Here is a 26,037-nt window from a genome sequence, read left to right on the forward strand (position 1 = left end):
CTCTTTGGGCACATAGAGGCCTTCTATGTTACTTTTCGCTGCATCGTTTCTCTCTTTGGGCACATAAGTTGATTCTGCTTTTGTATCTATATTTCTTAGGGATAGAATGTCAAAAGGGTACAATCCACAGATTGCACCCTTTTCCCTTACTAATTATTAATTATCTCTTTCCGTCATTTGCTTCCAAACAGAACCTTTTGCTTCTTCACCTTGTTCAATGCGAGCAATTGCCATTTTCACTTGCAGTTTTACTTCAAATTCGGGATCATTCTCGGCTTCTTGTAAAGCGGGTAAACTTTCTTCCGTTCCTGTTTCATAAAGATACATTGCCGCACGCCAGCGGACCAATTTATTTTTATCTTTTAAGGCTTGAATCATTGCCGGCTCAAATTCAACTAATCCTAAGTCACTCATACAGTCCCCAGCAGTTCTACGGACAGCTGCACTTTTATCGTTTAATGCGCAAGAAAGTAGCGGAACTACCGCTACATTCTCAATCATCCCTAAATAAACAGTTGCTAAACGTCGAATCGACATTTGTTCATCTTCTAATGCTCTTTCTAGTAAAGGGAGATCATCTATTTCCGGATCAGGTAGTTGATCTAATAATTGATAACGCTTTTGCCAATCCTCTGCACTCTCGAATTGTTCTAATGTTACTTTTTCACGTTCAAGGGAAATTGTCTCTTTCGTATTAGCACCCTCAACAATCTCTTGTACACGAGCTTCTGGGTAAGTTGCATAAATTTCCGTTAAGATGCTTTGGGCAATTTCTTCTTTATCACCATAACGAACGCCAAAATCAACCCATTTTCTTTCTAATATATAATTTTCATCATTTTTCTCAATTTGAATGGATTGAAAAGCTTGCACAAAGCGCTCGCCAGTTGAAATTCTTTGTTCAGATGACGAATCAAATACTTTTATTTGAAGAGGGATACCTCTAAACATTTGAACATGCACAAAAACCTCACCGAAATGATCTACTACTTGCTCATTCTGTGCAACTTCTTCGCCTTTCTCACCTAATGCTTTACGAATACTGGATAAAATAGATTCCCAAGTAAACTTAGCATTTCGTTCAATTGCTAAAAAATCTGCTACATGGTATACCCCTTTTACACCATCCACATTCAAGATTGCTTGTATTTCTTGAGGGGCACTAGATCCATTGTCTTTTGTATAATTAAAACTTTTTCCAAATGGAAGTTCTTCATCTACTACAACTTTCATTGAATTTGGACTTGGCGTTGGTTCAATTGTTACGATTTTCATATTGTATCTCTCCTATCCATTTACGATTTCTTCAAGGTAAGACCATCGTTCAATTAATCGTTCATATTCTTTGTTTAGCTCAGCTAAGTGGTCAGTTAGTTGTTGTAATTTTGTATAATCGGAGCCAGCAGTAGCTATCTCTGCTTCTGTTTTCTCAATATCTTCTTCCACTTTTGAAATTGAATCACTCATCGTTTCCCATTCTTTTTGTTCTTTGAATGTTAACTTTTTCTTATCACTTTTTGTCTTTTGTTGCTTCGGCTTTTCCTCTTTTTCTTCTTTACTTTCTTGTTTTACGACAAATGACTGTTTCTCTAAATAATCTGAATAGACGTCTAAGCTTTCATCCACATTTCCTTTACCGTCCAATATCCAAAGTTTCCTTGCTATTCGATCTAGGAAAAAGCGGTCATGTGAAATAGTAATAACGACTCCTGGGAAATGTTCGATAAAGTCCTCAAGTACCCCTAATGTCTCAATATCTAAATCATTTGTAGGCTCATCCAGTAATAGAACATTCGGTTGCTCCATTAACAAACGTAATAAATGAAGTCTTTTTCTTTCCCCACCAGATAACTTACCAATTGGTGTTCCGTGAGTATGTAAAGGGAATAAAAACTTCTCTAGCATTTGTGCGGCTGAATAACGTACACCTTCCGAATCTGTAATATCATTCGAAGTTTCTCGTATATATTCTATCATTCTTGCGTTTTCATTCATGGCTGGAAGTACTTGTTTAAAATGAGCTCGTTTAACTGTCGAACCGACAATAACCTCACCAGCATCAGGTTCTAGTTCACCTGCTAGTATATTTAGTAAAGTTGACTTACCATAACCATTTGATCCGATAATACCGATTCGATCACCTTGACTTAGTAAAAAGTCGAAATCCTTTAAAATGACACGTTCACCAAAAGCTTTTGATAAATTCTCACCTTCTAAAACCTTTTTCCCAAGGCGAGTTGTTGCTAGTGACAATTCTAAATTTGCATCATTTGAACCTCGCTCGATTTGGGAATCCAAATCTTCAAACCGTTGAACTCTTGCCTTTTGCTTCGTCGTACGGGCTTTTGCTCCACGTCGAATCCATTTCAATTCTGAACGGTAGCGGTTTCGTAATTTATCTTGCGTTGCAGCTTGCATTTCTTCACGTATAGCACGAGACTCTAAATAATCCCCGTAGCTTCCTGTATGTCGATAGAGCGTCTGATTTGCAAGTTCATAGATGTGAGTAGATACTTCATCTAAAAAGTAACGATCGTGAGTAATAAAAATGACCGCCCCTTTTAAACGAGTAACCATCTCTTGGAGCCATTCAGTCGATTGCACATCCAAATGGTTAGTAGGCTCGTCTAATAAGTACAAATCTGCTGGTTCAATTAATACCTTTGCAAGTGCCACTCTTTTTTGCTGACCACCAGATAGGTTAGAAACTTTTTCATCATACATATCGATACCAAGCTTAGTTAACGATTGCTTAGCTAATGCATTGACATCCCAAGCTTTTTCAGAATCCATTTGTTGTTGTAACCGGAATAGCGTAGTTTGTAATTGTTCTGAATCCGGATTCTTAGATAATTGTGCAACTGTATCTTCATACTCTCGATTTAATTTCACTATAGGAGAATCACTAGAGAATACCGCTTGTAAGACAGTTTCATCTTCTGTAAATTGCGGTTCTTGAGGTAAATGGGCAATTCGATACTTATTTGGATGATCTATTTCTATCGTATCAGCATCTTGTATACCTGCTAAAATCGATAATAGCGTCGACTTACCTGTTCCATTGATACCGATTAATCCCGCGCGTTCACCCTCATAAATTGTAAATTCTATATTTTTAAACAGGGTCTTGTCCCCTACCGTCTTAGTTAAGTTTGAAACTATTAAATGGCTCATAAAATTCCTTCTCTTTCCTTTTTGCTATAGAATTAAAGATTTTTCATTTTTCATGCATTGGCAACAATGAAAAACCTTCCATCAGCTTTCTGTTCTTTATATTATAACTAATATTGCAGTAGAAAGCATTTAACACAAATTGAATTGTGTTACCTCTTTTAATAGTCATCTATAAAGTAGGGCAAAAAAAAAAGCCTACGCAGAACGTAAGCTCTTAAGCATATTAATAAATGAAACAATTAGTATAGATTTATTTTATTAATTTCCTTCACTTTTGCTCTACCAGGTTTGGAACCAATTATACTTCCTTCTATGGTTGCTACAATTTTATCACCAGGAATGAATTCTTTTGTATCAACACCCTCTAAAACTGTAAACTCATAAACAAAGTGTTCAAAATTCATATGCTCAATTTCATCTTTTACCCATTCGTAATCGAGCATTGTGAGATCTTCACCAATAAGTAGTTCATCATCTTTTATTTTCAATACATAACCCAAAACAGTATCTGTTAATTGTACATTTTCCTTAATAGCAGATTGTTCGATGATATAGTTTGCTATATTCGTAAACTTAATGCCATCTAAACTTGTATCACAATCACTCCATTGAAATTCTCGTTGGCCTCCATTAATTTTCACTAAAAGATTGTAAGTTATTGAATCATCGTTATTACAGGAACTCTTAAACTCTTTTTCACCTAAATAATTCGCATAAACTAATTTTTTATACACCTCTTGCTTTACATCCGTTGCAATGTTTACATCTACAGTACTCGTACTGATTTCGTTCTCCTCGTTTAAACCATACTTCAACTCAAATTCAAACAAATCTTGTTGGCTCATGTTGTAGTTAATTTGCAAAAGTTCTTGTAATCCATAATATTCATCGTTACAGTCAACCGCTATATATGTCGTATTTGTAGGATTCATTTCCTCAATCAGCTTGCCACAATGATAGGTTGTAATTTCTCCACTTCCAAATTTGTCACGAGTTGAGTCATGTGTCACTTGAAGTGTCCCACCATCGTAACTTATATCCTCTACAATCGGGTCACCTTCAATAGTATAGTGCACAATCCGCAATTCAGAAGGAACTCTATTTTGTGCATTATCATAAAACTGAGTCATCTTTTCCAATCCTTCAATATTTCCATGACTATTTACAATATCAACATTACTTACACCCTTAACGTTAAGTTTAGAGTTATTATCAATTGTTGATGGCTGTTCTTCACTACTAGTTGATTCGATTTGACTATTACAAGCTGCTAACATAACAACAAAAAGCGTGAGGAAAATCATATATAAACAAATTTTTCTCATTCCAATCTCCAATCTGAGCATATTAAAATCAACACAAATAATTCCGGTTAAATTATCCTATCGTTAAATAGACGTTTGTGATGGGAAATAGTCACACTAAGTATATTCCGAAGAAAACAAAAGAAAGCTCGATTAATCAAGCTTCCCCTTTAATTTCCATCTTAAGTTGTTGCAAAAACGATATCATAAAGGCGTGCCTTTCCTCTGCCATTTGTTTTCCTTTTACTGTTGTCATTAAATCTTTTAGCAGTAAAAGTTTTTCATAAAAATGGGTCACAGATGCAGTAGATTTACTACGGTAGTCGTCTTCTGACATTTGTAACCTCACTTCCTCTGACTCGTCATACAATTTACGCCCCTTTGCTCCACCATAAGCAAAAGTTCTAGCAATCCCAATTGCACCTATTGCGTCTAAACGATCAGCATCTCTAACTATTTTTGCTTCAATCGTTGTTACTGGAAGTTCGTTTCCTCCATTAAATGAAACACTCGCAATAATATCTCGAATATGTTGTTTTTTATCCTCACTAATTTCTAATTCATTAATTAATTGTTGTTCAAGATCTTTGCTTTCGCTATATTTTTTATCACTTACATCATGTAACAATACAGCTAAACGAACAATTTCTTTATCACAAGAAGCTTCGCTTGCTAAGATAGCTTCAGCATTTTGCAAAACTCGCATAATATGATCAAAATCATGACTAGCGTCAAATTGTTCATAAATAATTTTTACTTTCTCTTTCATTGATTCAATCATGTTATCTTGACTCCCTCTCAAAGATAAATATCTTTTCCTATATTTTGTATTATAGTTGGACTGGCTATAATAAACTAGTTTTAAAGAGTGTAAAATCGAAAGGAGATTATTCTGAAGGCAAACGAATTTGGTACTTTTCTCATCCGTATTGTTTTAGGTGCGACGTTTTTATTACATGGACTAGCTAAATATCAAGAGGGTATTGGTGTCGTTCAAGATCGTTTTTTAAACTACAACATCCCTTATGCAGATTATGTAGCTTACGGTGTGACGTTTGTTGAAATCGTTGGTGGTCTATTTATGATTATTGGTTTCACTACTCGTTTTGTTGCCACATTGTTCTCAATCATTATGATCGGTGCCATTGTTTATGTAAAATTTGAAATAGGATTCTTACAAGGCTACGAAATCGATGTATTATTACTAGCCATGTCAATGGCCTTATTAGTTGCTGGAAGTAGATTCATTGCCCTGGATAATTTTTTTGTAGAGAGAAAGAAAAAGAAATAAATACTAAGTTGTTTTATCACTCTGGCTTGTTGATTGTTTAATCACAAGCTTTTTATTTTGGTTGAAACGTTCTTCAATTTTATACGACTAATTCACAAAAGGAGATGAAAGTCATTGAAAAGCAAATGGATCATAACTCTTGTTGTCCTAGTGTTTATGTTATTTGGCTGTGGAACAGGAGAACAAACTAACGGAAATTCATCGAATTATGACATAGAAAATGTAACAGAAGGTATTATAGAAGATGGGCAATTCTCATTTAAACTTACGAGTGAAAAAGCTGTCTATCAAGTTGGGGAACCCTTACAAATTCAAGCTGTGCTTACATATATAGGCGATCAAGCTTCTATTACAATTTCACACGCAGCATCACCAATTTGGCTGTTGACAACAAATTTAACAGAAGATTATCAATTTCAAGCTGCCATGAACGAACCTTTAATTTTTACAGAGCTTAAAAAAGACGTTCCATTAATTGAAGAATATCAATTCTCAGGCGGCACTTATTACGATGGAGCCCCAGGTAAGCCATATAGTGACGAAGTGTTTATGCAAATAGCTGAAGGAAAATTCCCTCCTGGACAATATGAAATTAAAGGAAGAACAGATTTTGCAGTTGGTGAAGATATTTCAGTTAACACTGTAAATTTAGAAACCTCTATTATCTTTACTGTGATTGAATAGTACTAAAATAGGAGAGCATTTTGCTCTCCTTTCAATATTTAAATCACATTTTTTAACAAATTTTCACGTTAGAACCATTAATACAATAAAATAGAAACAATCATGAAAATACCCTTTTAAGACCACTCTTAATACTGTTTTTAAGTTGTCAGCTGTTGCTCAGCGTAATTTCTATAGATCTCATGATTAGCGATCAATTCGTCATGTTTACCCATCCCAGTAATTCGACCTTTTTCAATAAAAATAATTTTATCTGCATCAACAATCGTTGATAATCGATGGGCGATTACGAATGTCGTTCTTCCCTTCATTAGTTGTGTAAGCGCCTCTTGTACGACACTTTCTGATTCACTATCTAAACTTGCGGTTGCTTCATCCATTAATAAGATTTTGGGATTTCTTAAAAATGCCCGCGCAATAGCAATTCTTTGTCTTTGTCCACCCGATAACTTTACACCTCGTTCACCCACTTCTGTATGCAGCCCATATGGGAAAGCTCGGATGAATTCTTCTGCATATGCCATTTTAGCAACATCCCACAGCTGTTCGTCTGAAATATCTTCAGAAAGTCCATAGCATAGATTATCACGAATTGTTCCAGCTAACATAGCACTCTCTTGCGATACATAGCCAATTTGAGTTCTCCATGACTCTAGTGAAAGTTGATGGATGGACATATCTCCAATTCGAATTTGTCCTTCTGATGGCTCATAATACCTTTCTATTAAAGAGAATAGCGTTGATTTTCCGCCTCCACTAGGACCTGCAAAGGCAACCATATCACCTGAACGAGCTTCGAATGATACATCTTGAATAACAGGATGTTCTTCATCATAGCTAAATGAAACATGTTCAAATACAATCGATTCGTTCGTTATTTGTAATTCAACACCAATTTGACCGTTTTCAAGAGGGATATTTAATATTTCAATTATCCTTTCTGTTGCACCTTTTGCTTTAGATAGTTCCGTAAAGAACATTGCAAAAGCCGTAATCGGATAAATAATTTGGAATAAATATAACAAGAAGGCAACAAGGGAACCTGTGGTCATAGAACCTTCTGCAACACGAACTCCACCATACCCAATGATGACCACAATCACAATCATGACAATCGTGTACATGATTGGTGATATAAGGGCAAATATTTTCGCCTCTTTTAAACCAAATTTAAATAAATTCTTAATCCCTTTAAAACCTTTGTTTTCTTCATAAACTTCTGCATTGGAAGATTTCATTAAACGAATTTCACTAAGAGTTTGTTGAATATTTCCTGTAAAAGTTGCTGTTTCGTCTTGAAGACTTCGTGAAATTTTAGCCATTTTCGAGCCAAGTGGAATCATAATAATTGCTGTGACTGGAACAGATATAAACATAATTAAAGTCATCTTCCAATCCATAATAAAGAGGACAATAATCGCACCAATAATTGAAATTAACCCTGAAATAAAGTTTGGGAAATGCTGTGAAATTAAATCTTTCACAATACCTGTATCATTAACTACACGACTTACTGTTTCACCACTTTGCTGCTTGTCAAAATAGGAAACTGGTAATCGTATTAGTTTTTTCCACATCATTTCGCGTAAATTGGCCACCACTTTTTGTCCAACATAGCTTAGTAAATACATAGATGTCCCATCAATGATGGCTTGAAGAATAAAAACTGCAACAATCGCAATGACAATAACAATATTAATCGATGAAACTGCAAATCCATCAACAATTTCCCTTGTTAGAAGTGGTATTGCTAGGCCAAATATTGTTGTAATAATACTTAGTAAAAAACCAAAAATCAGTTGCATTTTAGGCAAGCCAGCTTTAGCGATCAACGATTTAAAAGATGTGATTGAACCTTCTTGATTAATCATCTTATTTCTCCTATTAATCTCAATATTTAAATATCTGCAGTTTCTAGTAAAAGTGATCTACTAGAAACAAAATCATGAAAATGCAATAAATTGTCTCGTATATGTAATTTTAATTTTTTTCCAATTATTCTTTTCCATTATATACTAATGGAAAAATGAACACTATTAGAAAGCTACTCTTAATGACTTAGTTAGAAAAAATATGATTTTGTAGTTCAAGTCACTTTTTCTATAAACTCAACAGATTCAGCTTTATATGTTTTCCCTTCCCAAATATATTTAATTTTTAGTTCGCCTATACTAGCTTCCGGAATAGCTACAAATACAGTTGTATAGCCAAACAGAACACCATTTTCCACTTTATAATCCTCTAATGATCCTACTGCAGGAGACTCATTCAAAAATTGATAATCAAATTGCATTAAGTCCACAAAATACTTCATGTTATTTATTTCAACCATAACCTCATTGCCTTCTCCTCCAATATTTACAAGTCTTTTTACTGCATCATTAATGGATTCAACCGGTACTTCTTGATATCTTTTATTAGGATCTTTGAATTGATTCAAAACATGAATTTCTTTAGTAGATAGTCCAGAACCTGAACCAGTAATCAGCGAAACAATTACATCCTTTAACCCGTCCCCATTAATATCCTCATGAAACAATTTTGGTGCAAACTTAGCATTGTACCAATTTGGAAAATTGTAGAATAATTCCCCACCAACACTATCCACCCCACCACCTATTTGGATGGTAAAGTTTTTAGTAGCCACCCCATCTATCTTGTCTGCAATTAGAAATATGTTTTCATACCATAAATCAGATATTATGTGAGAAGTAACAACTCTCTGAGCCGCATATGGATTTCCATTAGGCCAAACGAAAAAAAATATAAATAAACCAATATTAAACATTTTCATTTTCATTATCCTCACTCCTTCTTTTTTAAATTCTCCTAAAAGGAGAGAATAATAAGCATCTTAAACAAAATCCTTACAACAAAAAAAATTAAGAAGATATGTGTTCTAAAATAGAACATATATCCTCTTAATTACTAAGATTTATTTAAATATCAAGTTAAAATAACCCAACTGCGTTCCCGTTCTCATCTACATCCATTCTCAATGCAGCTGGATTTTTAGGAAGTCCTGGCATTGTCATAATGTCTCCAGTTAAACATACGATAAAACCAGCGCCTAATTTTGGAATCACTTCGCGAACAGTTATTGTAAACCCTTCAGGTCGTCCAATGAGATTTGGTTGATCTGATAATGAATATTGTGTTTTTGCCATACAAACTGGTAACAAGTCCCATCCAAATTGTTCGATTTGAGCAATTTGTTTTTTCGCTTTGTCTGTAAACTGAACGCCTAAACCACCGTAAACCTTTTGAACGATTGTTGTAACTTTTTGTTCAATTGACTCAGTTAACTCATATAATGGGGCAAAGTTCTGATCTTGATCTAGTATTTCAATGACATTTTGCGCCAATTCAAGTCCACCTAATCCACCTTCTTCCCATACATTAGTACGAGCGATGCGAATATTATGTTCTTCGGCCCAGTTCATGATGAAGTTAATTTCAGCCTCAGTGTCTGTAATAAATCGATTTAATGCCACTACTGGTTCAACGCCAAAAGTACGAACTGTGTCAATGTGCTTCTCTAAATTCACAATGCCAGTCTGTAATGCATTTACATTTTCCTTAGCTAGATCTGTTTTTTGAACTCCTCCGTGCATTTTTAATGCTCGGATTGTAGCAACAACTACAACTGCATCCGGTGAGAATTGACCTTTTCTTGCTTTAATATTCATAAATTTCTCAGCACCAAGGTCAGCTCCAAAACCAGCTTCAGTTACAACAATATCCGCTAATTTTCTAGCTGTTTGTGTTGCCATAATCGAGTTACAACCATGGGCAATGTTTGCAAATGGTCCACCGTGTACAATTGCTGGTGTACCTTCCATCGTTTGCACTAAATTTGGTTTAATTGCATCTTTTAATAATAAAGTTAGTGCACCTTCTACACCTAAGTCGCGTACAAACACAGGTTCTTTATCAAATGTGTAGCCGATGAGTATACTTGAAAGTCGTTCCTTTAAATCCTGAAGACTTGTTGCTAAACAGAATATTGCCATAATTTCAGATGCAACTGTAATATCAAAGCCATCTTCTCTAGGCATTCCTTGTACAGGACCACCTAAACCAACAATTACCTTACGTAATGCGCGATCATTTAGATCCAATACACGTTTCCAAATTATTCTTCGTGGGTCGATGTTTAATTCATTCCCTTGATGTATATGATTATCAATGAAAGCAGATAAAGCGTTATTAGCTGACGTGATAGCATGGAAATCACCAGTAAAATGTAAATTGATTTCATCCATTGGCAAAACTTGCGCATAACCGCCACCAGTGGCACCGCCTTTTATACCCATGACAGGCCCTAAAGAAGGCTCGCGAAGTGCTACCATTACTTTTTGATTTAAGCGTTTTAATGCGTCTGCTAAACCAACAGTAACTGTTGACTTTCCTTCTCCTGCAGGAGTAGGACTAATTGCAGTTACTAATACGACTTTCCCCTTACTTGTACCAGTAATTTTTAGAGGATCAATTTTTGCTTTAAAACGGCCGTATGGTTCAAGTGCATCTTCTGGTATGCCGGCACTTTCTGCGATAACATCTATTGGTTGTATATCTGCATTATTTGCGATTTCTATATCAGTTAAATTTTTTGTTTGGGCCATATCAATACCTACTTTCGAAATTATTCAATTATAATTATACACTTACCCGATAAAATAAAACTATGAAGGATTTGGTACAATTCCAACAACTTGTATACAGATTTTAGGTTGATTGAATATAGTATAGTAATTGACCTGAAAAAGGGAGGAAACTTTAACATGCACGAAGGTACAGTTAAATGGTTCTGTGATGATAAAGGTTATGGATTTATAGAAACACATGATGGTGAGGATGTTTTTGTACATTTTACAGGTATTTCTGGAGAAGGTTTCCGTTCTCTGATTGATGGGCAAAGGGTATCTTTTGAAATTGTTGAAGGAAATAGAGGTCCACAAGCTACGAGCGTCTCAAAATTATCATAAAAAAACCCTTCCTAAAAGGAAGAGTGTGTACTAGACGATAAACGAATATTTAGCATTTTCAATTTCTATGATTTTTTCTTGCTTTGCCCCACTAATAATAACTTCTTTAATGTTGTTTTGACTATTGGTATTTGAATAAAACGATAAATTACAATTTGGTGTAACTAATAAAAAACCATTATCAGTAGTTTCAAGTGTAAAGTTAAACAGATTAGCCCATTGCTTAATTGGTTCTAGATTAGTTACTTCAAAAACAATCGAATCAATCTTTAAACATCCTAATGGATGCTCACTTAATGCTCCACTGTTTATCAAATCATCGTATCTTTCACGATCTTCACGATTCCACTCTATCAAAAACGGGAAATCTAAATTTTGACCTTCTATCCCAAAATGCAATAATTTCCAAGAGACAATCGTACCATCAGGACGTTTTCTTGAGAAGGATTGGGGCCCATATACTGTTAATCCAGCTTCTTTTAACTTTATAGCGTCTTCTTCAATTGAATTTGTACGAAGTGCAATTCGAGTAAATCCATTTTTTCGATGTCTATTTTCATAAGTTTCATGTAATGTGAAAGGTTCTTTTGCAGATTGTTTAAACATTTCTTCATCAAACAACCCTATAAACTCAATATAGGAAAGATCATCAAAATAACATAGAGAATTATACGTTCCCCACATTTCATGTTTGCCACCAAGAACTGTTAGAACACCTTCATCAGACATTTGTTTGATGAATGATTCTGGTTTACTAACAAAATGCACTATATGGTCTAACTTATACATTTCCCTTTTCCCCTTTTATTAGCAATACAATCCACTTTTCAAAGAACATTTAAATTACTTTTTCACAACGTCTAAGTGGGACTCATCTTTTAATAGCCCATCCCAGTCTTTACTAACATCAACCCAAGTAAGTGCACCAGAGTATTCCATTAACTCATCACATGTAAGCTCTATCGCTGAGTTTATACTTCCACATGCAGGAAAAACACTCAAGAAACGTTTCATGGAGATGTCTAAAAATACAGGTAAATTATTTGCAAGGCCAAATGGACAAACACCACCTATAACATGACCCGTTTGTTCTACAACTTCTTCTGCACTTAACATTTTTGCTTTTACTCCAAACTGATCTCGAAATTTGCGATTATCAATTTTCGCATCACCTGCAGTTACAACTAAAAATGCATTTTCTTCTTTATCTTTAAATGATAGCGTTTTAGCAATTCGAGCTGGAATAACATTTAAAGCAATTGCAGCTTCCTCAACTGTTGCACTACTTTGAGTATATTCTAAAATGTCCTGTTCTCGATTAAATTTTCTAAAATGCTCACGAACACTTTGCAATGACATATTAAACAATCCTTTCTTTTCCTAGAAAATTACTTTGATTAGAAATAATTATACTAAGAAAATTCAGAATTGACCAATAATCAAATTTGGCTAGCTAATAAATCCATTAATGCATTTGCAGTATCTTCTTTTCCGTCTATACGTTTTACTTCCCCATTTTCTGCAACAATGAAATGCGGTTCAAATGCACCATATAATGACTTGGAGCTATTTGCTACCATAAATTGTGCTTGAGCAGACTCCATCCGAAGTTTTGCACGAGAGATTAAATAGTCAATATTATCTGTTGCTTCAAGTTTAAAGCCAATTAACGTAGTGTTTGGTGCCCATTCTTTAATTTGACCTAACACTTTTGGCGCTTTTTTAAAATGTATAACTGGTGGTTCATCTGAAGGCATTTTCCCTTTTTCGTCCATTAGATTACCTGATTGATCATAAACTTTATCAATTAGCCAGTCAGAACCTGCAGCAGCCATAATAACAAAATCTATCTGCTCAGATTGCACAATAGACTTCACCTTTTCCCCTAAATCTTCTATTCCTTCAAACATAATGGTTTTCATATCTTTTGCATGAACAGGAAGCTTTGCAAAATACCCGTGTAAATAAATTACTTCAGCTCCTCGTGAAATTGCAGACTCAGCTAAGAAACATCCCATGCTCCCTTTAGATAAATTCGTATGACCTCGAACAAGGTCCCATTTTTCTAATGTTCCACCACTTGTAATCAATATTTTTTTACCTACTAAATTTTTCACAAGATCACCCACTTGCTTAATAAGTTATATAGACTATTAATCATTCATTGTTATTATGTTTTGATAACCAGTCAGTTAAAAGATTTATAAATTTTTCTGTTGCTGGAGAAATAGATTGTTTTGTTGCAATTCCTATTGTTCGATAACAATTTTGCGCTAAAGGAATAGCTCTAACGTTCATTGGTAACTTCGACAGAATAAGTTCGGGTAAAATTGTTATCCCTAATCCATGTTCGACCATGGACACAATTGCTGACTCATCATGTAACTCAAAACGAATATTTGTTTTTACATTATACATATCAAGTATATATTTTACATCATTTGTTCCATTATAAGACGTCATTATAAACGGTTCTAATTCAACATCTTTAATATCAACTAAATCTTTTTTATATAAGTGACTTTTGTTTGAAACGATACATAAAAGGCGATCGCTATAAATCGGTGTAAATTGAAAGTGATTAGAGCTTGGACGATTTAAAAAACCACAATCAATAACACCATCCAATAACATCTTCTCAATTTCATAATAGTCTCCTTCTTTAATTTTTATTTGTACACCAGGGAATTGTTGTTCCATCTTTTGAATAATAGTAGGCAGCCATTTTGTAGAAATACTTGTAAAAGTTCCAATTCTGAGAACACCCTTAGTGACACCATTAATATTTGCTGCCTCTTGTTTTAATAATTCTTGTGCTTGAAGAACTTTCCTTATAGCACTTAACATGATTTGTCCATCAGTTGTCAATTTAAGACCATTTTTACTTCGATGAATCATTTCAAACCCAAATTCTTTTTCTAAACTTGATATTGCATGACTCACAGCAGATTGGGTCAAACCTAATAATTCCCCAGCTTTTGTGAAACTTCCTATTTCCGCCACTTTATGAAAAATTTCATATTTAAATAAACTCATATCCCACCCACTATATGAAGTAAATTAATATTAAGCATTCGTTTTACTAATCTATTTAGTAATTATATATTAAAATTTCCAATTGAGATATAAGTTAGGATAAAAATACCACCCAAACAAATTAAAAAATAAACTGCACAAGATTGTATATGTTAATCAATCTAATGCAGTTTATTCTTTTGTAAATTAGAATAGCGTATGAAACAATATAAACACATTACTTTTCATATATTTTCATCAATTCATTTCCTAGAAACTTTAACTGTGCACCAACAGAACAGTGCTCTATGCAAAAACGATGGGCACCAGATTTACCACGAATATTTCGCAATTCGCGTTTGATGGGGCAATCGTTACAATATGTGTCAGTAATTTCATCTATATCTTTTATGACAGTATTTTTATTCACAGAGCTCCCCCCTTTACGAACGTATACATATATTACAATTCGGCTGAATTCATTGTCAAAAACAATCTAGCCTTTGATGAGTTAAACATTATTATTTGTTAACAATAAGTTATAATAACTTTAAAAACAATAATTATTTGAGTAAAAGTAGGGATTTATATGTTAGAAGTGTATATTGATGGCGCAAGTGCTGGGAACCCTGGCCCAAGTGGAATTGGCTTATTTATTAAAGGCGAGGGTCATCTAATACAATTTAGTGAGTTCATCGGCGAAACAAATAATCATATTGCTGAATTTAAGGCGTTAATTCGCGGATTGGAAGAAGCAAAGAAATTAAATACTTCAATTGTTTCAGTTCGATCTGATTCCAAAATTGTTGTTGCATCTATAGAAAAACAATATGTTAAAAATGAAGAATATAAACCTTTTCTTGAGCAAGCATTAAAGCTCACAAAAGAATTTGACCTATTTTTTATTAAATGGATTCCTGATAGTGAAAATAAAGCAGCAGATGCTCTAGCTCGACAAGCGATACAACAAGGTAAATGATGATGTAGTAGTACCTATTATTATTTGAAGACTCTTTTGAAATATGCTATGCAAATAAAATCAAAAATGTTTAGCTTAGATAAAATTTTTATACATAAAATTAGATACCTAATGAGCACATTAGGTATCTAATTTAGCGGTCGTCCAATTTATTTAACAATGCACCAATAGCACCGGAGAAGCCGCAATTATTTAGAAATATCGGTTGACGTTTTTTTAACTTTGTATAATTTCCAATAACATTTTTTAAATGTACATTATCAGCTAACGTTGAGCCAATATATATAATATGTTCAGTGTTTTTTTGTTCAGCATATTGAATACTTAATGTTGTAATGACCTCTCCAACAAGTGCTTGTATCGTTGCAAGAAGATCATTCGTGCTATGTACTGCATCTTTTAAGATACTAACTTTCCCAAAATTACTAGCTGTTAAATGCCCCTCTATGGGTGCCTCCATACCTTGAAAAATATCCTTTACAAACAGATCAATGGATTCTCTGCTTCCCAATTGGGATTTCTCAATAATATCATTGAAATCAAAAACACCCGTCATAATCGCAGAAAGACCGGTTAAAGTGCCACCACCTACACCTGTTCCACCAACACGCATATGTTGTTTTCCATCCATAAAATGAATCGATGTCCCTGTCCCGATGTTTGTAATAATGCTTTTTTTTACGTCATACCCCTCTTGACTTAAAAGATAATCCACACCTTTAATAGTAGCCTCAAATTCTACAATATATTGTATAGACTTCATGGTCTTTAAAACACTTAGTAATTGTTCTGTACGACCACCAGTTAAACCAATTTCTTCAATTTGTGGATGTTTCTCAATCCAATCTTTCACTAGTGAAAAGTTGTTTGATGGGAAAATTTTGAACTCAAGTTCATTATTCTCATCTAAATAGACTAACTTTGTTAAAGTTCCACCAGCATCAATTCCTACAACTTTTTGCATGTACTTACTCCTTTAAGTTTTTCCCATTTAAAACTTTAACTTTCTGGATATAATATTGCAACCATTACTTCCCAAATACTCTTAAATATTATGGTAGTATTTACTAGTTATTTCGTCATTTAAAAGATTTCTCCTTTTAAATTCTTCTATAATTACGTTTTGAAGTTTTTCAAATTGTTGAATTATATTAGAATCATCACCGAACGTATCCGTATATTGAGTCAATTGGTTCAGTCCAGTTTCATTCGTAACTAATTGTTTAAGTGACATAGATTCAGTTTTTGGTAACGAAATTCCATGAAGTCGAAAAATTTTAGAAATTGTTTTTAATCCTGAAGTAGAAATTAATACTTTATGATTCATCTTTTCAACAGTTTTAGTTAAAAAGTTTTTAATCGATTGATTTGGGTGAATATCATAAATTTGAACGATAGACGTTTCACCTTCTGCGGTGATTTTTTCTACAGTACGAACTTCAAATGGTAAATCTCTATTAATATTTTTTGCTTCGTTAATAGTTATGTATTCATTCTCAACAATTCCTGAGATATATGTAATCGATGCATTGTATACTTTTTCTTTTTGGTTCATATCACTTACTAGAAAAATAAACTCATTTGTTTTCTGATTTTCTATTAATTTAAGTCCATCTATAGCACGGAAGATTTTTAGTAAACTTTTCGCATCTGCTAATGCTCTATGCTGTTGATCTATTTCAATGTTAAGTGATTCCATTAATAGATTTAAGCTTGGTTGATTTTTTAACTGATGTTCAATCATATATTTTTGTTGGAAATCAACAATTGGATATAGGAAGTCTTTATTTAACTGATGTCTCATAAACTCTTCTTCTAAAACTTTTCGATCAAACTCTCCGAAAGTAACGAAAATTTTCTCGCCTTCTAGTTCATCACAAAATTTCATAAATTCTTTCATTACGGTAAGAAATGTAGGTGCTTTTAAAAGTTCCTCCGTTGTAATCCCTGTGAGATTTTGTATATGACGATTTAATCTTTTAAATTTAGAAGGTCTTATAAGATGCTCAAACGATTCAATTGTATTATTTGGCGACCATTTACATGCTCCGATTTCAATAATGTGTTGTTTTCCGTTTATTAATGTCGCCTCAATATCCAAAAATATTAATGTAGCCATATGATGCAATATTATACACCTTCATCTTTCTGTTGTTCTATAAACCTATCACTCTTTCTAATTGTACCGGACTTTCACAGATTAGACACTATTTTATGGTGAGTAATTTGTGGAAACTTGTAAAAAACGCATTTTAAAAAAGTTTCTATTTTTATTTTCTTTAAAATTAATGTACGATAATAAGGATGGTGTAATGATCGGAGGATATAGAAATGAATGATAAAGAACTCCAAAAAGACGCGATACGTGTATTAAAAGAAACAAGTCGTACCTTTTATATTCCTATAACTTTTTTACAAAAGGATTTAAAAATGGCGGTATCAACGGCTTATTTAATGATGCGCGCAATCGACGAAATTGAAGACAACGAACATACTGAAATAACAAATGATGTGAAGTTCCAATTATTAAATGAAGTATGCGGACTAATAGAAGCATCTACTTTCGATGAAAAAAGATATTTAGAGATTTTAGCACCATATAAAAATTATATGCCAGAAGTAACTATGCGCTTAGGAGATTGGATTCGTCTAATTCCTGATGGTGCAGAACATTTAATTAAAAAATCAACAAGCGAAATGGCTTATGGTATGGCAAAGTGGTCAAAAGCAAATTGGCAAGTAAACACGCGTGAAGAATTGGATGAGTATACATATTATGTTGCAGGACTTGTTGGGGTCATGCTTTCAGACCTTTGGGAGTGGAATGCGGGCATTAAAACCGATAAAGATTTAGCGATTGGATTTGGCCGTGGTCTTCAGGCGGTAAATATACTGAGAAATCAGGATGAGGATATGGTTGAAAGAGGAGTAAGTTTTGTTCCTGGTGGCTGGACACGTGCCCAATTATTTGAATACGCTGAAGAAAATTTAGCGAAAGCGGACCTATATATCGAACAAATAAATAAAAAATCAATTAAATTATTCTGCAAACTTCCCCTTGCTTTGGCACATAAAACGTTAAAAGCATTAAAAGAAGGAAAAGAAAAAATTACCCGCGCGGAAGTTGAAGAAACCGTGAAGGAAGTACAGGAAGATTAGTTAGTATGTGCTGCGTGCCGGATATATCTAGCAGAGCGGTTGGAGCTTATCTGGGGTCTTGGAGAGGTAATCTTCCAAGACCTCCTTTGTCTAGGTGTCAAAACCACCGACTACTGTTACATTTCTCTGGTTATTAGGACATCTCCGCACTCAAATCAACCGCTACTGTCTTTATTCATCCATTATTTGGACATCTCTGCTCATAAATCAACAGCTACTGTCTACATTCATCCGTTATTTAGACATCTCTACTCACAAATCAATCGCTACTGTCTAAATTCATCCATTATTTGGACATCTCAGCTCTCAAATCAACGGCTACTGTCTAAATACACCCGTTATTTGGACATCTCTGCTCACAAATCAACGGCTACTGTCTAAATATACTGGCTATTTGGACATCTCAGCTCTCAAATCAACCGCTACTGTCTAAATTCATCCGTTATTTAGACATCTCTACTCACAAATCAACCGCTACTGTCTAAATTCATCCGTTATTTGGACATCTCTACTCACAAATCAATCGCTACTGTCTAAATTCACCCGTTATTTGGACATCTCTGCTCACAAATCAACCGCTACTGTCTAAATTCATCCATTATTTGGACATCTCTGCTCTCAAATCAACCGCTACTGTCTAAATACACCCGTTATTTGGACATCTCTGCTCACAAATCAACCGCTACTGTCTAAATTCATCCATTATTTGGACATCTCTGCTCTCAAATCAACCGCTACTGTCTAAATACACCCGTTATTTGGACATCTCTGCTCACAAATCAACCGCTACTGTCTAAATTCATCCATTATTTGGACATCTCTGCTCTCAAATAAACGGCTACTGTCCCAATTTATCTGTCTATTAGGAAGTCCCTTCTGTACCCAGCTCAAATTACCTCACTGTCACATTTCTAGCACATATTAGGTCATCACTGCTCACAAACCGCCATCCAATTTCAAAAGAAGTAGTTTCAAATAATACCGGATAAAGATTTAACTCTCATTCAAAATATGCCCCTCGAGTTTTCCCAACAAGCGTATAATTCTTTTCTAGGATTCTGTTAATCCTCTTTCTAGACTCAACCACCCTACACCACTCAAATATAGCAGCAGTAGTAATCTTAGCATCCGGAAACAGTAACTTAAATTCCTTCACACAGCGCAAAACCGAGGCAGAAACATTTTCAACATGACCGCATTCCGTACAAATACAACTATAATCTTCAATTGTAACTAAAAATGAATGACACACCGCGCAAGTAATTCCCTTTCTCAATTGGTCATAATTATAGGAAGGAATTTGTGAATACTCTGATTCTGATAGATGAAGTGATATTAATTTGTCAGCTAGTTGTTTATGTTTATAAGTGATTGGTAGTGTTTTAAACTCGAGTTGTTTTAAATAACGAGTTATTTGGTTTGGGAAAATGATTGGCTTATCTAATGGTGCTTGATATAAGTTAAATGTTGGGTTAACAAAAACAACCGAGGCTTTGATGGGTATTCTGAATCCGAGACTTTGAAGTAATTGACGTAATAATGATTCAGCTCTTTGTAACTGAATAAGAGGATTTGTAATTTCAACTTCTTTAGATTTTGGGAGAATTTGATTTGAGTAAGGTATGTAAACATAATCGCCCTCAAAATTTTTCACTTCGAATAAATAAATCGCATCAGACATAATGATTAGCGAGTCAATTTGGAAAGTAGTCTTATTTACTTTAAATAATAAATCGTTTAATACTAAGCAATCATCACACTGTAACTTTTCCACATATGAATCAAACAATAATTCTCCTTCAAATCCCTTTTTAAGATTGTAATAATATTGCTTATCATTTGTAGACAAATTCATTCGATTGATTATTGATCTGAAAATGACTAGTTCCGTAGATTCTGATCTTGATTTGTAGAATGTAATCTCCTCCCTTAATTATCAAGAAAGCTAATTAAATTTCAGCAAAAATTCACCTCTCTAACAATAGATTTAGTTGTTAATTTAATAATAACATTTTTTACCTTTTCGACAATATGTTTCACTATTTCTACTACGCTGTACGCCCTCCCCTGCTACAAATTCTCACAAAATAAAAAAAGCCCAGAACTACTTTTCTGAGCATTCACAAACTTCTTTTAATAAGTATATTCCAAATAAAGTCGACGTTGTTCTTCAGGCACCATATTTCCACCTGTTGACCAAACCAAATGGGTTGCGCCTTCTAATTTCTCATTCAAACCATGTCTATTCAAATAATCAGAACCTTTATTTAACAAACTAATTGGTCCATAAACACCGGCATGTGCTGAAGGTTCCATAAAAATCCCTTCCCTTTCATACATCCTTTTTACACTTTCAAATAGAAAACGATCCTCTACTGTATAGCAGCCACTAAGTACGGGCTCCATCACTTTCCCGACAAATGAGGATGCTCTGCCAACAGCTAACCCATCAGCTTCTGTCTTATTTGTTAAACCAATATCCTGAACAGATATTTGGTCATGTAATCCAGTCATCATCCCGAGTAACATACATGGAGATTGCACAGGTTCAGCAAAAAATATGTGTACATTCTCCCCGTAGATTTGTTTCAATCCATATGCAACTCCACCTGGTCCTCCACCTACTCCACAAGGTAAATAGACAAACAATGGATGATCCTGATCTACTTTAATATTTAATTGTTTAAATTGTTGCTGTACTCTTAAAGCACTTACAGCATAGCCAACGAATAAATCTTTTGAATTTTCATCATCTACAAAATGACACATTGGGTCAGTTTCAGCCTGTCTTCTACCTTCATCTACTGCTTTACTATAGTCACTATCGTATTCAATTACAGTTACACCTTTTTCTCTGAGTAAGGCTTTTTTCCACTCTTTTGCATCACTAGACATGTGAACGGTTACGTTGAAACCTAGTTTTGCACCCATAATTCCAATACTCAACCCTAAATTCCCTGTGGAACCAACAGCTATTTTATATTGACTAAAGAATTTTCTAAAGGAATCACTGTGAAGCTTCTCATAATTGTCTTCAATGTTTAATAAACCATTCTCAATAGCAAGTCTCTCTGCATGCTTTAATACTTCATAAATTCCGCCTCTTGCTTTAATTGAACCTGAAATCGGTAATTGATGATCGCATTTCAACATTAAATTACCTTGGATGTGTAAATCATATTTTTCTTCTATTAACATTTTCATGTGAGGTATTTCAATAATATCAGATTCAATGATTCCTTTAGATTTTGTTGTTTCTTGGAAAGCCAACATTAAATATGGTGCAAATCTCTCTAATCTCTTTTCTGCATCAATCACTTCATCAAAATGTAGCTGATTATTCGTGTCATTATCTATTAAATAATTATCATTTTCCCACAGTACTGGGTTTAAACTCTTTAATTCATTTATTAATAGATATTTCTCAGATAACTGATCAATATTAATCTGACTCAATCTAATCCAACCTCTCTTTTCATTGAAATTGCCCGTTCACAAATTTGTCGAAACTTTCTCTCGAATGATAAATTATTTTCCTCCGTACGTTTTTTCGGTCCTTTTGTTCTGCCACCAGCACGTCTAAATTTTGCGCTTTCATATCGAAATGCGAGAAGCTGATCAATATTTTCTGATGTCATTTCTCTTCCATTTTGATCCACAACAAAGGCTCCTTTTGCTAAACACATTGCTGCTAAACCATAATCTTGAGTAATTACAATATCAAATTTTGTAATCGCATTCACTAGCTTAAAATCTACAGAATCTGGTCCCTTTGGCACCATAATTGTTATTGCATTTTCTCGTTCAATTCGATGAGATGTATCGCAAAATAGAATAGGTTTTATCTCATAATGCGATGAAATTGATAGCGCCAAATCAGTTACTGGACAAGCATCTGCATCTATTAACAGTTGTAAAATAATAATCACCAACCTAATGTTTTAAAATATTAACTCACCTGAAATGCTATATTGATATAACTCCAAAAATAGTACATCTAAATTACGTATTATATTCATCTAAAAACAAGATTGAATAGATTGAAAATTTTTAATACGATACAACCATCAACAAAAATGGAGGTTACACGATGACGACACCTATTGTAAATGCAAAATCAGAAGCTCAAAGATACGTTGATTCAGTATTTAATGAGCTTAAAGAAAAATATGCGCATCAAAATGAATTTTTACAAGCTGTGGAAGAAATATTCATATCTTTAGTACCGGTTTTTGAACAACGTCCTGAGTATATTAAACATAATGTATTATCACGTATTGTAGAACCAGATCGAACTATTTCATTCCGCGTAACATGGCAAGATGACCAAAACCGTGTTCACGTGAACCGAGGATACCGCGTCCAATTCAGTAATGTTGTAGGACCATACAAAGGCGGATTACGCTTCCATCCCACTGTTAATAAATCCATCATGAAATTCCTTGCTTTTGAACAAATCTTCAAAAATTCCCTTACTGGCCTACCAATAGGTGGAGCAAAAGGTGGGGCTGACTTCGATCCAAAAGGAAAATCCAATTCGGAAATTATGCGTTTCTGTCAAGCCTTTATGACTGAATTATACCGTTATATTGGTCCTGATGTCGATGTTCCTGCTGGGGATATTGGTGTTGGTGCTCGTGAAGTAGGATACTTATACGGACAATATAAACGCATTCGTGGTGCTCATGAAGCAGGTGTTCTTACTGGTAAACAACCTGGGTACGGAGGTTCCCTTGCTCGTAAAGAAGCAACAGGATATGGATTAGTTTACTTCGTAGAAGAAATGCTTCAAGATGCAAAAATGTCATTCTTAGACAAAACCGTGGTCGTATCTGGTTCAGGGAATGTAGCAATCTATGCAATGGAAAAAGCAACACATTTTGGAGCAAAGGTTGTTGCATGTTCAGATTCAAATGGATATATTTATGATCCAGAAGGAATTGATTTGAAAGTAATTAAAGAGATTAAAGAAGTAAATGGTGATCGAATTAGCACTTATGTGAACTACCGCCCTAATGCAGCTTATACAGAGGGTTGCACAGGGATTTGGACGATTCCATGTGACATCGCATTACCATGTGCTACTCAAAATGAAATTGACGGTGAATCAGCACGAACATTAATTGCAAATGGAGTTAAAGTTGTTGCTGAAGGTGCGAATATGCCTTCGGATTTAGAAGCAATTAACGAATTTTTAAATAACGGTGTTCTTTTTGGCCCAGCTAAAGCTGCAAATGCAGGGGGCGTTGCAACTTCAGCTCTTGAAATGGCTCAAAATTCAAGTCGTATATACTGGGCTTTTGACCAAGTTGATTTAAAATTACATGAAATTATGAAATCGATTTATGCTCAGTGTAAACAAGCTGCAGAAGATTATGGTTATGCAGGTAATTTAGTAGTTGGGGCAAATATTGCAGGTTTTGTAAAAGTTGCAGATGGGTTATTAAAAGAAGGGGTTTATTAATATAGATTAATAGATATGGGGGTAGTCTTGAAAGTTAAATCTCAAGACTATCCCCTACTTTCGTTATACAACTAACTATTTTCTGAATTTTAGAGAAATTTAGGTGAATTCGTTTGGTAGTACTACCATTTATTTGATAAAATTATAGTCTAGTAAATTTTATTAGGGGGATTCGTATGATTAATAGAAGTGAAGTAAAAATTGAAGAAACGTGGGATTTAACTCACCTATTCCAATCCGATGAAGCTTTTGAAAAAGCTTTAGAAGAAGCGAAAGCAGATACTACTAAATTAGTGGAAACATTTAAAGGGAAAATTTCTAATGTTGATTCAGTTGTTAGTGTAATTAATGACTATCAAGAATTATATAAAAAAATGATCCCAATTGGTACTTTTGCAAATCTTGCATTGAGTGTGGACCAAACAAATGATGCTGCACAACTTCGTGCTGCAAAAGTTGGTCAAATCATGGCTTCAATTAGTGCAGAAACGTCATTTGTAACTAGTGAATTGCTTGAACTTGATGAAGCATTACTTGAAGAAGCAAGTAAAAAAGCACCTGAGTTTAGTGTTATGATTCAAGAACTAATCCGTAAAAAACCATATCAATTACATCCTGAAGTTGAAAAAGCACTAGCAGCGTTTGGAACAACTTTTGACGGACCATATGAACTATATAATACTACTAAACTTGTAGACATGAAATTTGATGATTTTGAAGTAAATGGAGAAAAGTTCCCACTAAGCTATAACTTATTTGAAGGTGACTGGGAATTAGAGCATGATACAGAAAAACGCAGAGCTGCTTTTAATGCATTTTCTAATAAGTTAAAAGATTATCAGCATACAACTGCAAAAACATATGACATGCACCTACAAACAGAGAAAACAAACTCTGATTTAAGAGGTTATGATTCAATCTTCGACTCGCTACTATTTAATCAACAAGTTGACCGTTCGTTATACAATCGACAAATTGATATTATTATGAAAGAGCTGGCACCTCATATGCGCCGCTATGCAAAACTAGTGCAAAAAGTACATGGTTTAGATAAGATGACATTTGCTGACCTTAAAATCCCGTTAGATCCATCTTATGAGCCTACGATTTCAGTAGAAGAATCCCGTCAGTATATGAAAGACGGTTTATCTATTATGGGTGAAGATTATGTAAATATGTTAGACCGCTCATTTGATGAACGTTGGATTGACTTTGCGCAAAACAAAGGAAAATCAACTGGTGCCTTTTGTTCAAGCCCTTATGGACACCACCCATATATTTTAATATCTTGGACAAGTCGTATGAACGAAGTATTTGTATTAGCTCATGAATTAGGACATGCAGGACATTTCTATTTAGCTCATCAAAACCAAAATATCTTTAACTCAAGACCATCTTTATACTTTATTGAAGCGCCATCTACGATGAATGAAATGTTAATGGCAAATCACCTACTGAAAAGCTCTACTGATGCACGTTTCAAACGCTGGGTTATCTCTACGATCATTGCTAGAACGTATTATCATAACTTTGTTACACATTTATTGGAAGCAGCTTACCAAAGAAAAGTATATGAAATTATCGACCAAGGTGGTAACGTGAATGCTTCTATCCTTAACAAATTGAAAAAGGATGTTCTAGAAGAATTCTGGGGCGGCGAAGTTGAAATCAATGATGGTGCAGAATTAACATGGATGCGTCAGCCTCACTATTACATGGGCTTATATCCATACACTTATTCTGCAGGTTTAACAATTGCTACCCAGGTGTATCAACGCATTCAAACAGAAGGTAGTAATGCAGTTGAAGACTGGCTAAAAGTATTAAAAGCTGGTGGTACGAAAGATCCTGTTGAATTAGCAAAAATGGCTGGTGTAGATATTACGACAGAACAACCATTAAAAGATACAATTACATTTATCGGGTCTCTAATTGACCAATTAGAAGAATTAACAGCTGAAATAGAAAATTAATTTTTT

The 26,037-nt window shown here is 34.3% G+C and carries 24 protein-coding genes; 7 read left to right on the forward strand and 17 right to left on the reverse strand.

Annotated elements, in window-relative coordinates:
* Nucleotides 1–156 precede the first annotated feature (156 nt).
* The 4 genes from CD29_RS04855 to CD29_RS04870 all read right to left on the reverse strand — a co-directional run bounded on the left by CD29_RS04855 (nt 157) and on the right by CD29_RS04870 (nt 5,259).
* A complete protein-coding gene (locus tag CD29_RS04855; protein ID WP_036183577.1) occupies nt 157–1,275 on the reverse strand; it encodes a conserved virulence factor C family protein in 1,119 nt (372 codons plus the stop codon).
* A 12-nt stretch (nt 1,276–1,287) separates the two neighbouring features.
* Nucleotides 1,288–3,174 (reverse strand): ABC-F family ATP-binding cassette domain-containing protein, encoded by a 1,887-nt coding sequence (locus CD29_RS04860; protein ID WP_036183579.1) that lies wholly within the window; start codon nt 3,172–3,174, stop codon nt 1,288–1,290.
* A gap of 239 nt (nt 3,175–3,413) precedes the next feature.
* On the reverse strand, nt 3,414–4,499 hold the full coding sequence (locus CD29_RS04865) for a DUF4362 domain-containing protein (RefSeq protein WP_036183582.1): 1,086 nt from the start codon (nt 4,497–4,499) through the stop codon (nt 3,414–3,416).
* Nucleotides 4,500–4,635: 136 nt separating this feature from the next.
* On the reverse strand, nt 4,636–5,259 hold the full coding sequence (locus CD29_RS04870; protein WP_036183584.1) for an HD domain-containing protein: 624 nt from the start codon (nt 5,257–5,259) through the stop codon (nt 4,636–4,638).
* Nucleotides 5,260–5,400: 141 nt separating this feature from the next.
* On the opposite strand from CD29_RS04870, the gene CD29_RS04875 reads away from it, so the two are divergent.
* Both CD29_RS04875 and CD29_RS04880 read left to right on the forward strand, forming a co-directional pair.
* Nucleotides 5,401–5,769, forward strand: a complete 369-nt coding sequence (locus CD29_RS04875) for a DoxX family protein (protein ID WP_268870975.1) — start codon at nt 5,401–5,403, stop codon at nt 5,767–5,769.
* 114 nt (nt 5,770–5,883) lie between these two features.
* Entirely contained in the window at nt 5,884–6,453 is a 570-nt protein-coding gene (locus CD29_RS04880) for a hypothetical protein (RefSeq protein WP_052124004.1), read from the forward strand.
* Nucleotides 6,454–6,593: 140 nt separating this feature from the next.
* Here CD29_RS04880 and CD29_RS04885 read toward each other — a convergent pair whose 3' ends face one another.
* The 3 genes from CD29_RS04885 to CD29_RS04895 all read right to left on the reverse strand — a co-directional run bounded on the left by CD29_RS04885 (nt 6,594) and on the right by CD29_RS04895 (nt 11,078).
* Complete coding sequence (locus tag CD29_RS04885; protein WP_036183591.1) at nt 6,594–8,324, reverse strand: ABC transporter ATP-binding protein; 1,731 nt, start codon at nt 8,322–8,324, stop codon at nt 6,594–6,596.
* Nucleotides 8,325–8,539: 215 nt separating this feature from the next.
* Nucleotides 8,540–9,253: a hypothetical protein gene (locus CD29_RS04890; protein ID WP_036183593.1), complete on the reverse strand. Its 714-nt coding sequence runs from the start codon at nt 9,251–9,253 to the stop codon at nt 8,540–8,542.
* 151 nt (nt 9,254–9,404) lie between these two features.
* Nucleotides 9,405–11,078 (reverse strand): formate--tetrahydrofolate ligase, encoded by a 1,674-nt coding sequence (locus tag CD29_RS04895; protein ID WP_036183594.1) that lies wholly within the window; start codon nt 11,076–11,078, stop codon nt 9,405–9,407.
* Nucleotides 11,079–11,237: 159 nt separating this feature from the next.
* Here CD29_RS04895 and CD29_RS04900 point away from each other — a divergent pair, with 159 nt between their 5' ends.
* Nucleotides 11,238–11,441 carry a cold-shock protein gene (locus CD29_RS04900; RefSeq protein WP_036183597.1) on the forward strand — a complete coding sequence of 68 codons (204 nt, stop codon included), beginning with the start codon at nt 11,238–11,240 and terminating at the stop codon, nt 11,439–11,441.
* Nucleotides 11,442–11,471: 30 nt separating this feature from the next.
* On the opposite strand, the gene CD29_RS04905 is transcribed toward CD29_RS04900, so the two are convergent.
* The 5 genes from CD29_RS04905 to CD29_RS04925 all read right to left on the reverse strand — a co-directional run bounded on the left by CD29_RS04905 (nt 11,472) and on the right by CD29_RS04925 (nt 14,886).
* Nucleotides 11,472–12,230 (reverse strand): VOC family protein, encoded by a 759-nt coding sequence (locus CD29_RS04905; protein WP_052124005.1) that lies wholly within the window; start codon nt 12,228–12,230, stop codon nt 11,472–11,474.
* A 54-nt stretch (nt 12,231–12,284) separates the two neighbouring features.
* Entirely contained in the window at nt 12,285–12,800 is a 516-nt protein-coding gene (locus tag CD29_RS04910) for a YbaK/EbsC family protein (protein ID WP_036183598.1), read from the reverse strand.
* An 80-nt stretch (nt 12,801–12,880) separates the two neighbouring features.
* Entirely contained in the window at nt 12,881–13,558 is a 678-nt protein-coding gene (locus tag CD29_RS04915; protein WP_036183600.1) for a phosphopantothenoylcysteine decarboxylase domain-containing protein, read from the reverse strand.
* Between the two features lie 40 nt (nt 13,559–13,598).
* Nucleotides 13,599–14,477 carry a LysR family transcriptional regulator gene (locus CD29_RS04920; RefSeq protein WP_036183602.1) on the reverse strand — a complete coding sequence of 293 codons (879 nt, stop codon included), beginning with the start codon at nt 14,475–14,477 and terminating at the stop codon, nt 13,599–13,601.
* Nucleotides 14,478–14,694: 217 nt separating this feature from the next.
* Nucleotides 14,695–14,886 (reverse strand): zinc-finger domain-containing protein, encoded by a 192-nt coding sequence (locus CD29_RS04925; RefSeq protein ID WP_036183605.1) that lies wholly within the window; start codon nt 14,884–14,886, stop codon nt 14,695–14,697.
* A 159-nt stretch (nt 14,887–15,045) separates the two neighbouring features.
* Between CD29_RS04925 and CD29_RS04930 the strand changes: the two genes are divergently transcribed.
* Complete coding sequence (locus CD29_RS04930; protein ID WP_036183608.1) at nt 15,046–15,435, forward strand: ribonuclease HI family protein; 390 nt, start codon at nt 15,046–15,048, stop codon at nt 15,433–15,435.
* 133 nt (nt 15,436–15,568) lie between these two features.
* Here CD29_RS04930 and coaW read toward each other — a convergent pair whose 3' ends face one another.
* Nucleotides 15,569–16,399 (reverse strand): type II pantothenate kinase, encoded by an 831-nt coding sequence (gene coaW / locus CD29_RS04935; protein WP_036183611.1) that lies wholly within the window; start codon nt 16,397–16,399, stop codon nt 15,569–15,571.
* Between the two features lie 81 nt (nt 16,400–16,480).
* Nucleotides 16,481–17,554, reverse strand: coding sequence for a 3'-5' exonuclease (locus tag CD29_RS04940; RefSeq protein WP_036184058.1), 1,074 nt, complete (start codon nt 17,552–17,554; stop codon nt 16,481–16,483).
* 212 nt (nt 17,555–17,766) lie between these two features.
* Here CD29_RS04940 and CD29_RS04945 point away from each other — a divergent pair, with 212 nt between their 5' ends.
* The gene (locus tag CD29_RS04945; protein WP_036183613.1) at nt 17,767–18,594 is read left to right on the forward strand and encodes a squalene/phytoene synthase family protein; all 828 of its coding nucleotides are present in this window, start codon (nt 17,767–17,769) and stop codon (nt 18,592–18,594) included.
* A 1,000-nt stretch (nt 18,595–19,594) separates the two neighbouring features.
* Here CD29_RS04945 and CD29_RS04950 read toward each other — a convergent pair.
* The 3 genes from CD29_RS04950 to CD29_RS04960 form a co-directional block, all read right to left on the reverse strand.
* A complete protein-coding gene (locus tag CD29_RS04950; RefSeq protein ID WP_036183615.1) occupies nt 19,595–20,515 on the reverse strand; it encodes a nuclease-related domain-containing protein in 921 nt (306 codons plus the stop codon).
* Between the two features lie 212 nt (nt 20,516–20,727).
* Nucleotides 20,728–22,050: a D-serine ammonia-lyase gene (locus tag CD29_RS04955; RefSeq protein ID WP_036183617.1), complete on the reverse strand. Its 1,323-nt coding sequence runs from the start codon at nt 22,048–22,050 to the stop codon at nt 20,728–20,730.
* Entirely contained in the window at nt 22,047–22,526 is a 480-nt protein-coding gene (locus CD29_RS04960) for a YaiI/YqxD family protein (protein WP_235801780.1), read from the reverse strand. Before CD29_RS04960 ends, CD29_RS04955 begins: the two co-directional genes overlap by 4 nt.
* A gap of 158 nt (nt 22,527–22,684) precedes the next feature.
* Here CD29_RS04960 and gdhA point away from each other — a divergent pair, with 158 nt between their 5' ends.
* Nucleotides 22,685–24,058, forward strand: a complete 1,374-nt coding sequence (gene gdhA, locus CD29_RS04965) for an NADP-specific glutamate dehydrogenase (protein ID WP_036183620.1) — start codon at nt 22,685–22,687, stop codon at nt 24,056–24,058.
* Between the two features lie 176 nt (nt 24,059–24,234).
* Complete coding sequence (gene pepF, locus CD29_RS04970; protein ID WP_235801781.1) at nt 24,235–26,031, forward strand: oligoendopeptidase F; 1,797 nt, start codon at nt 24,235–24,237, stop codon at nt 26,029–26,031.
* Nucleotides 26,032–26,037: the final 6 nt, after the last annotated feature.

The organism is Ureibacillus manganicus DSM 26584, from assembly GCF_000772945.1.
In the GTDB taxonomy this organism is placed as follows: Bacteria; Bacillota; Bacilli; order Bacillales_A; family Planococcaceae; genus Ureibacillus; species Ureibacillus manganicus.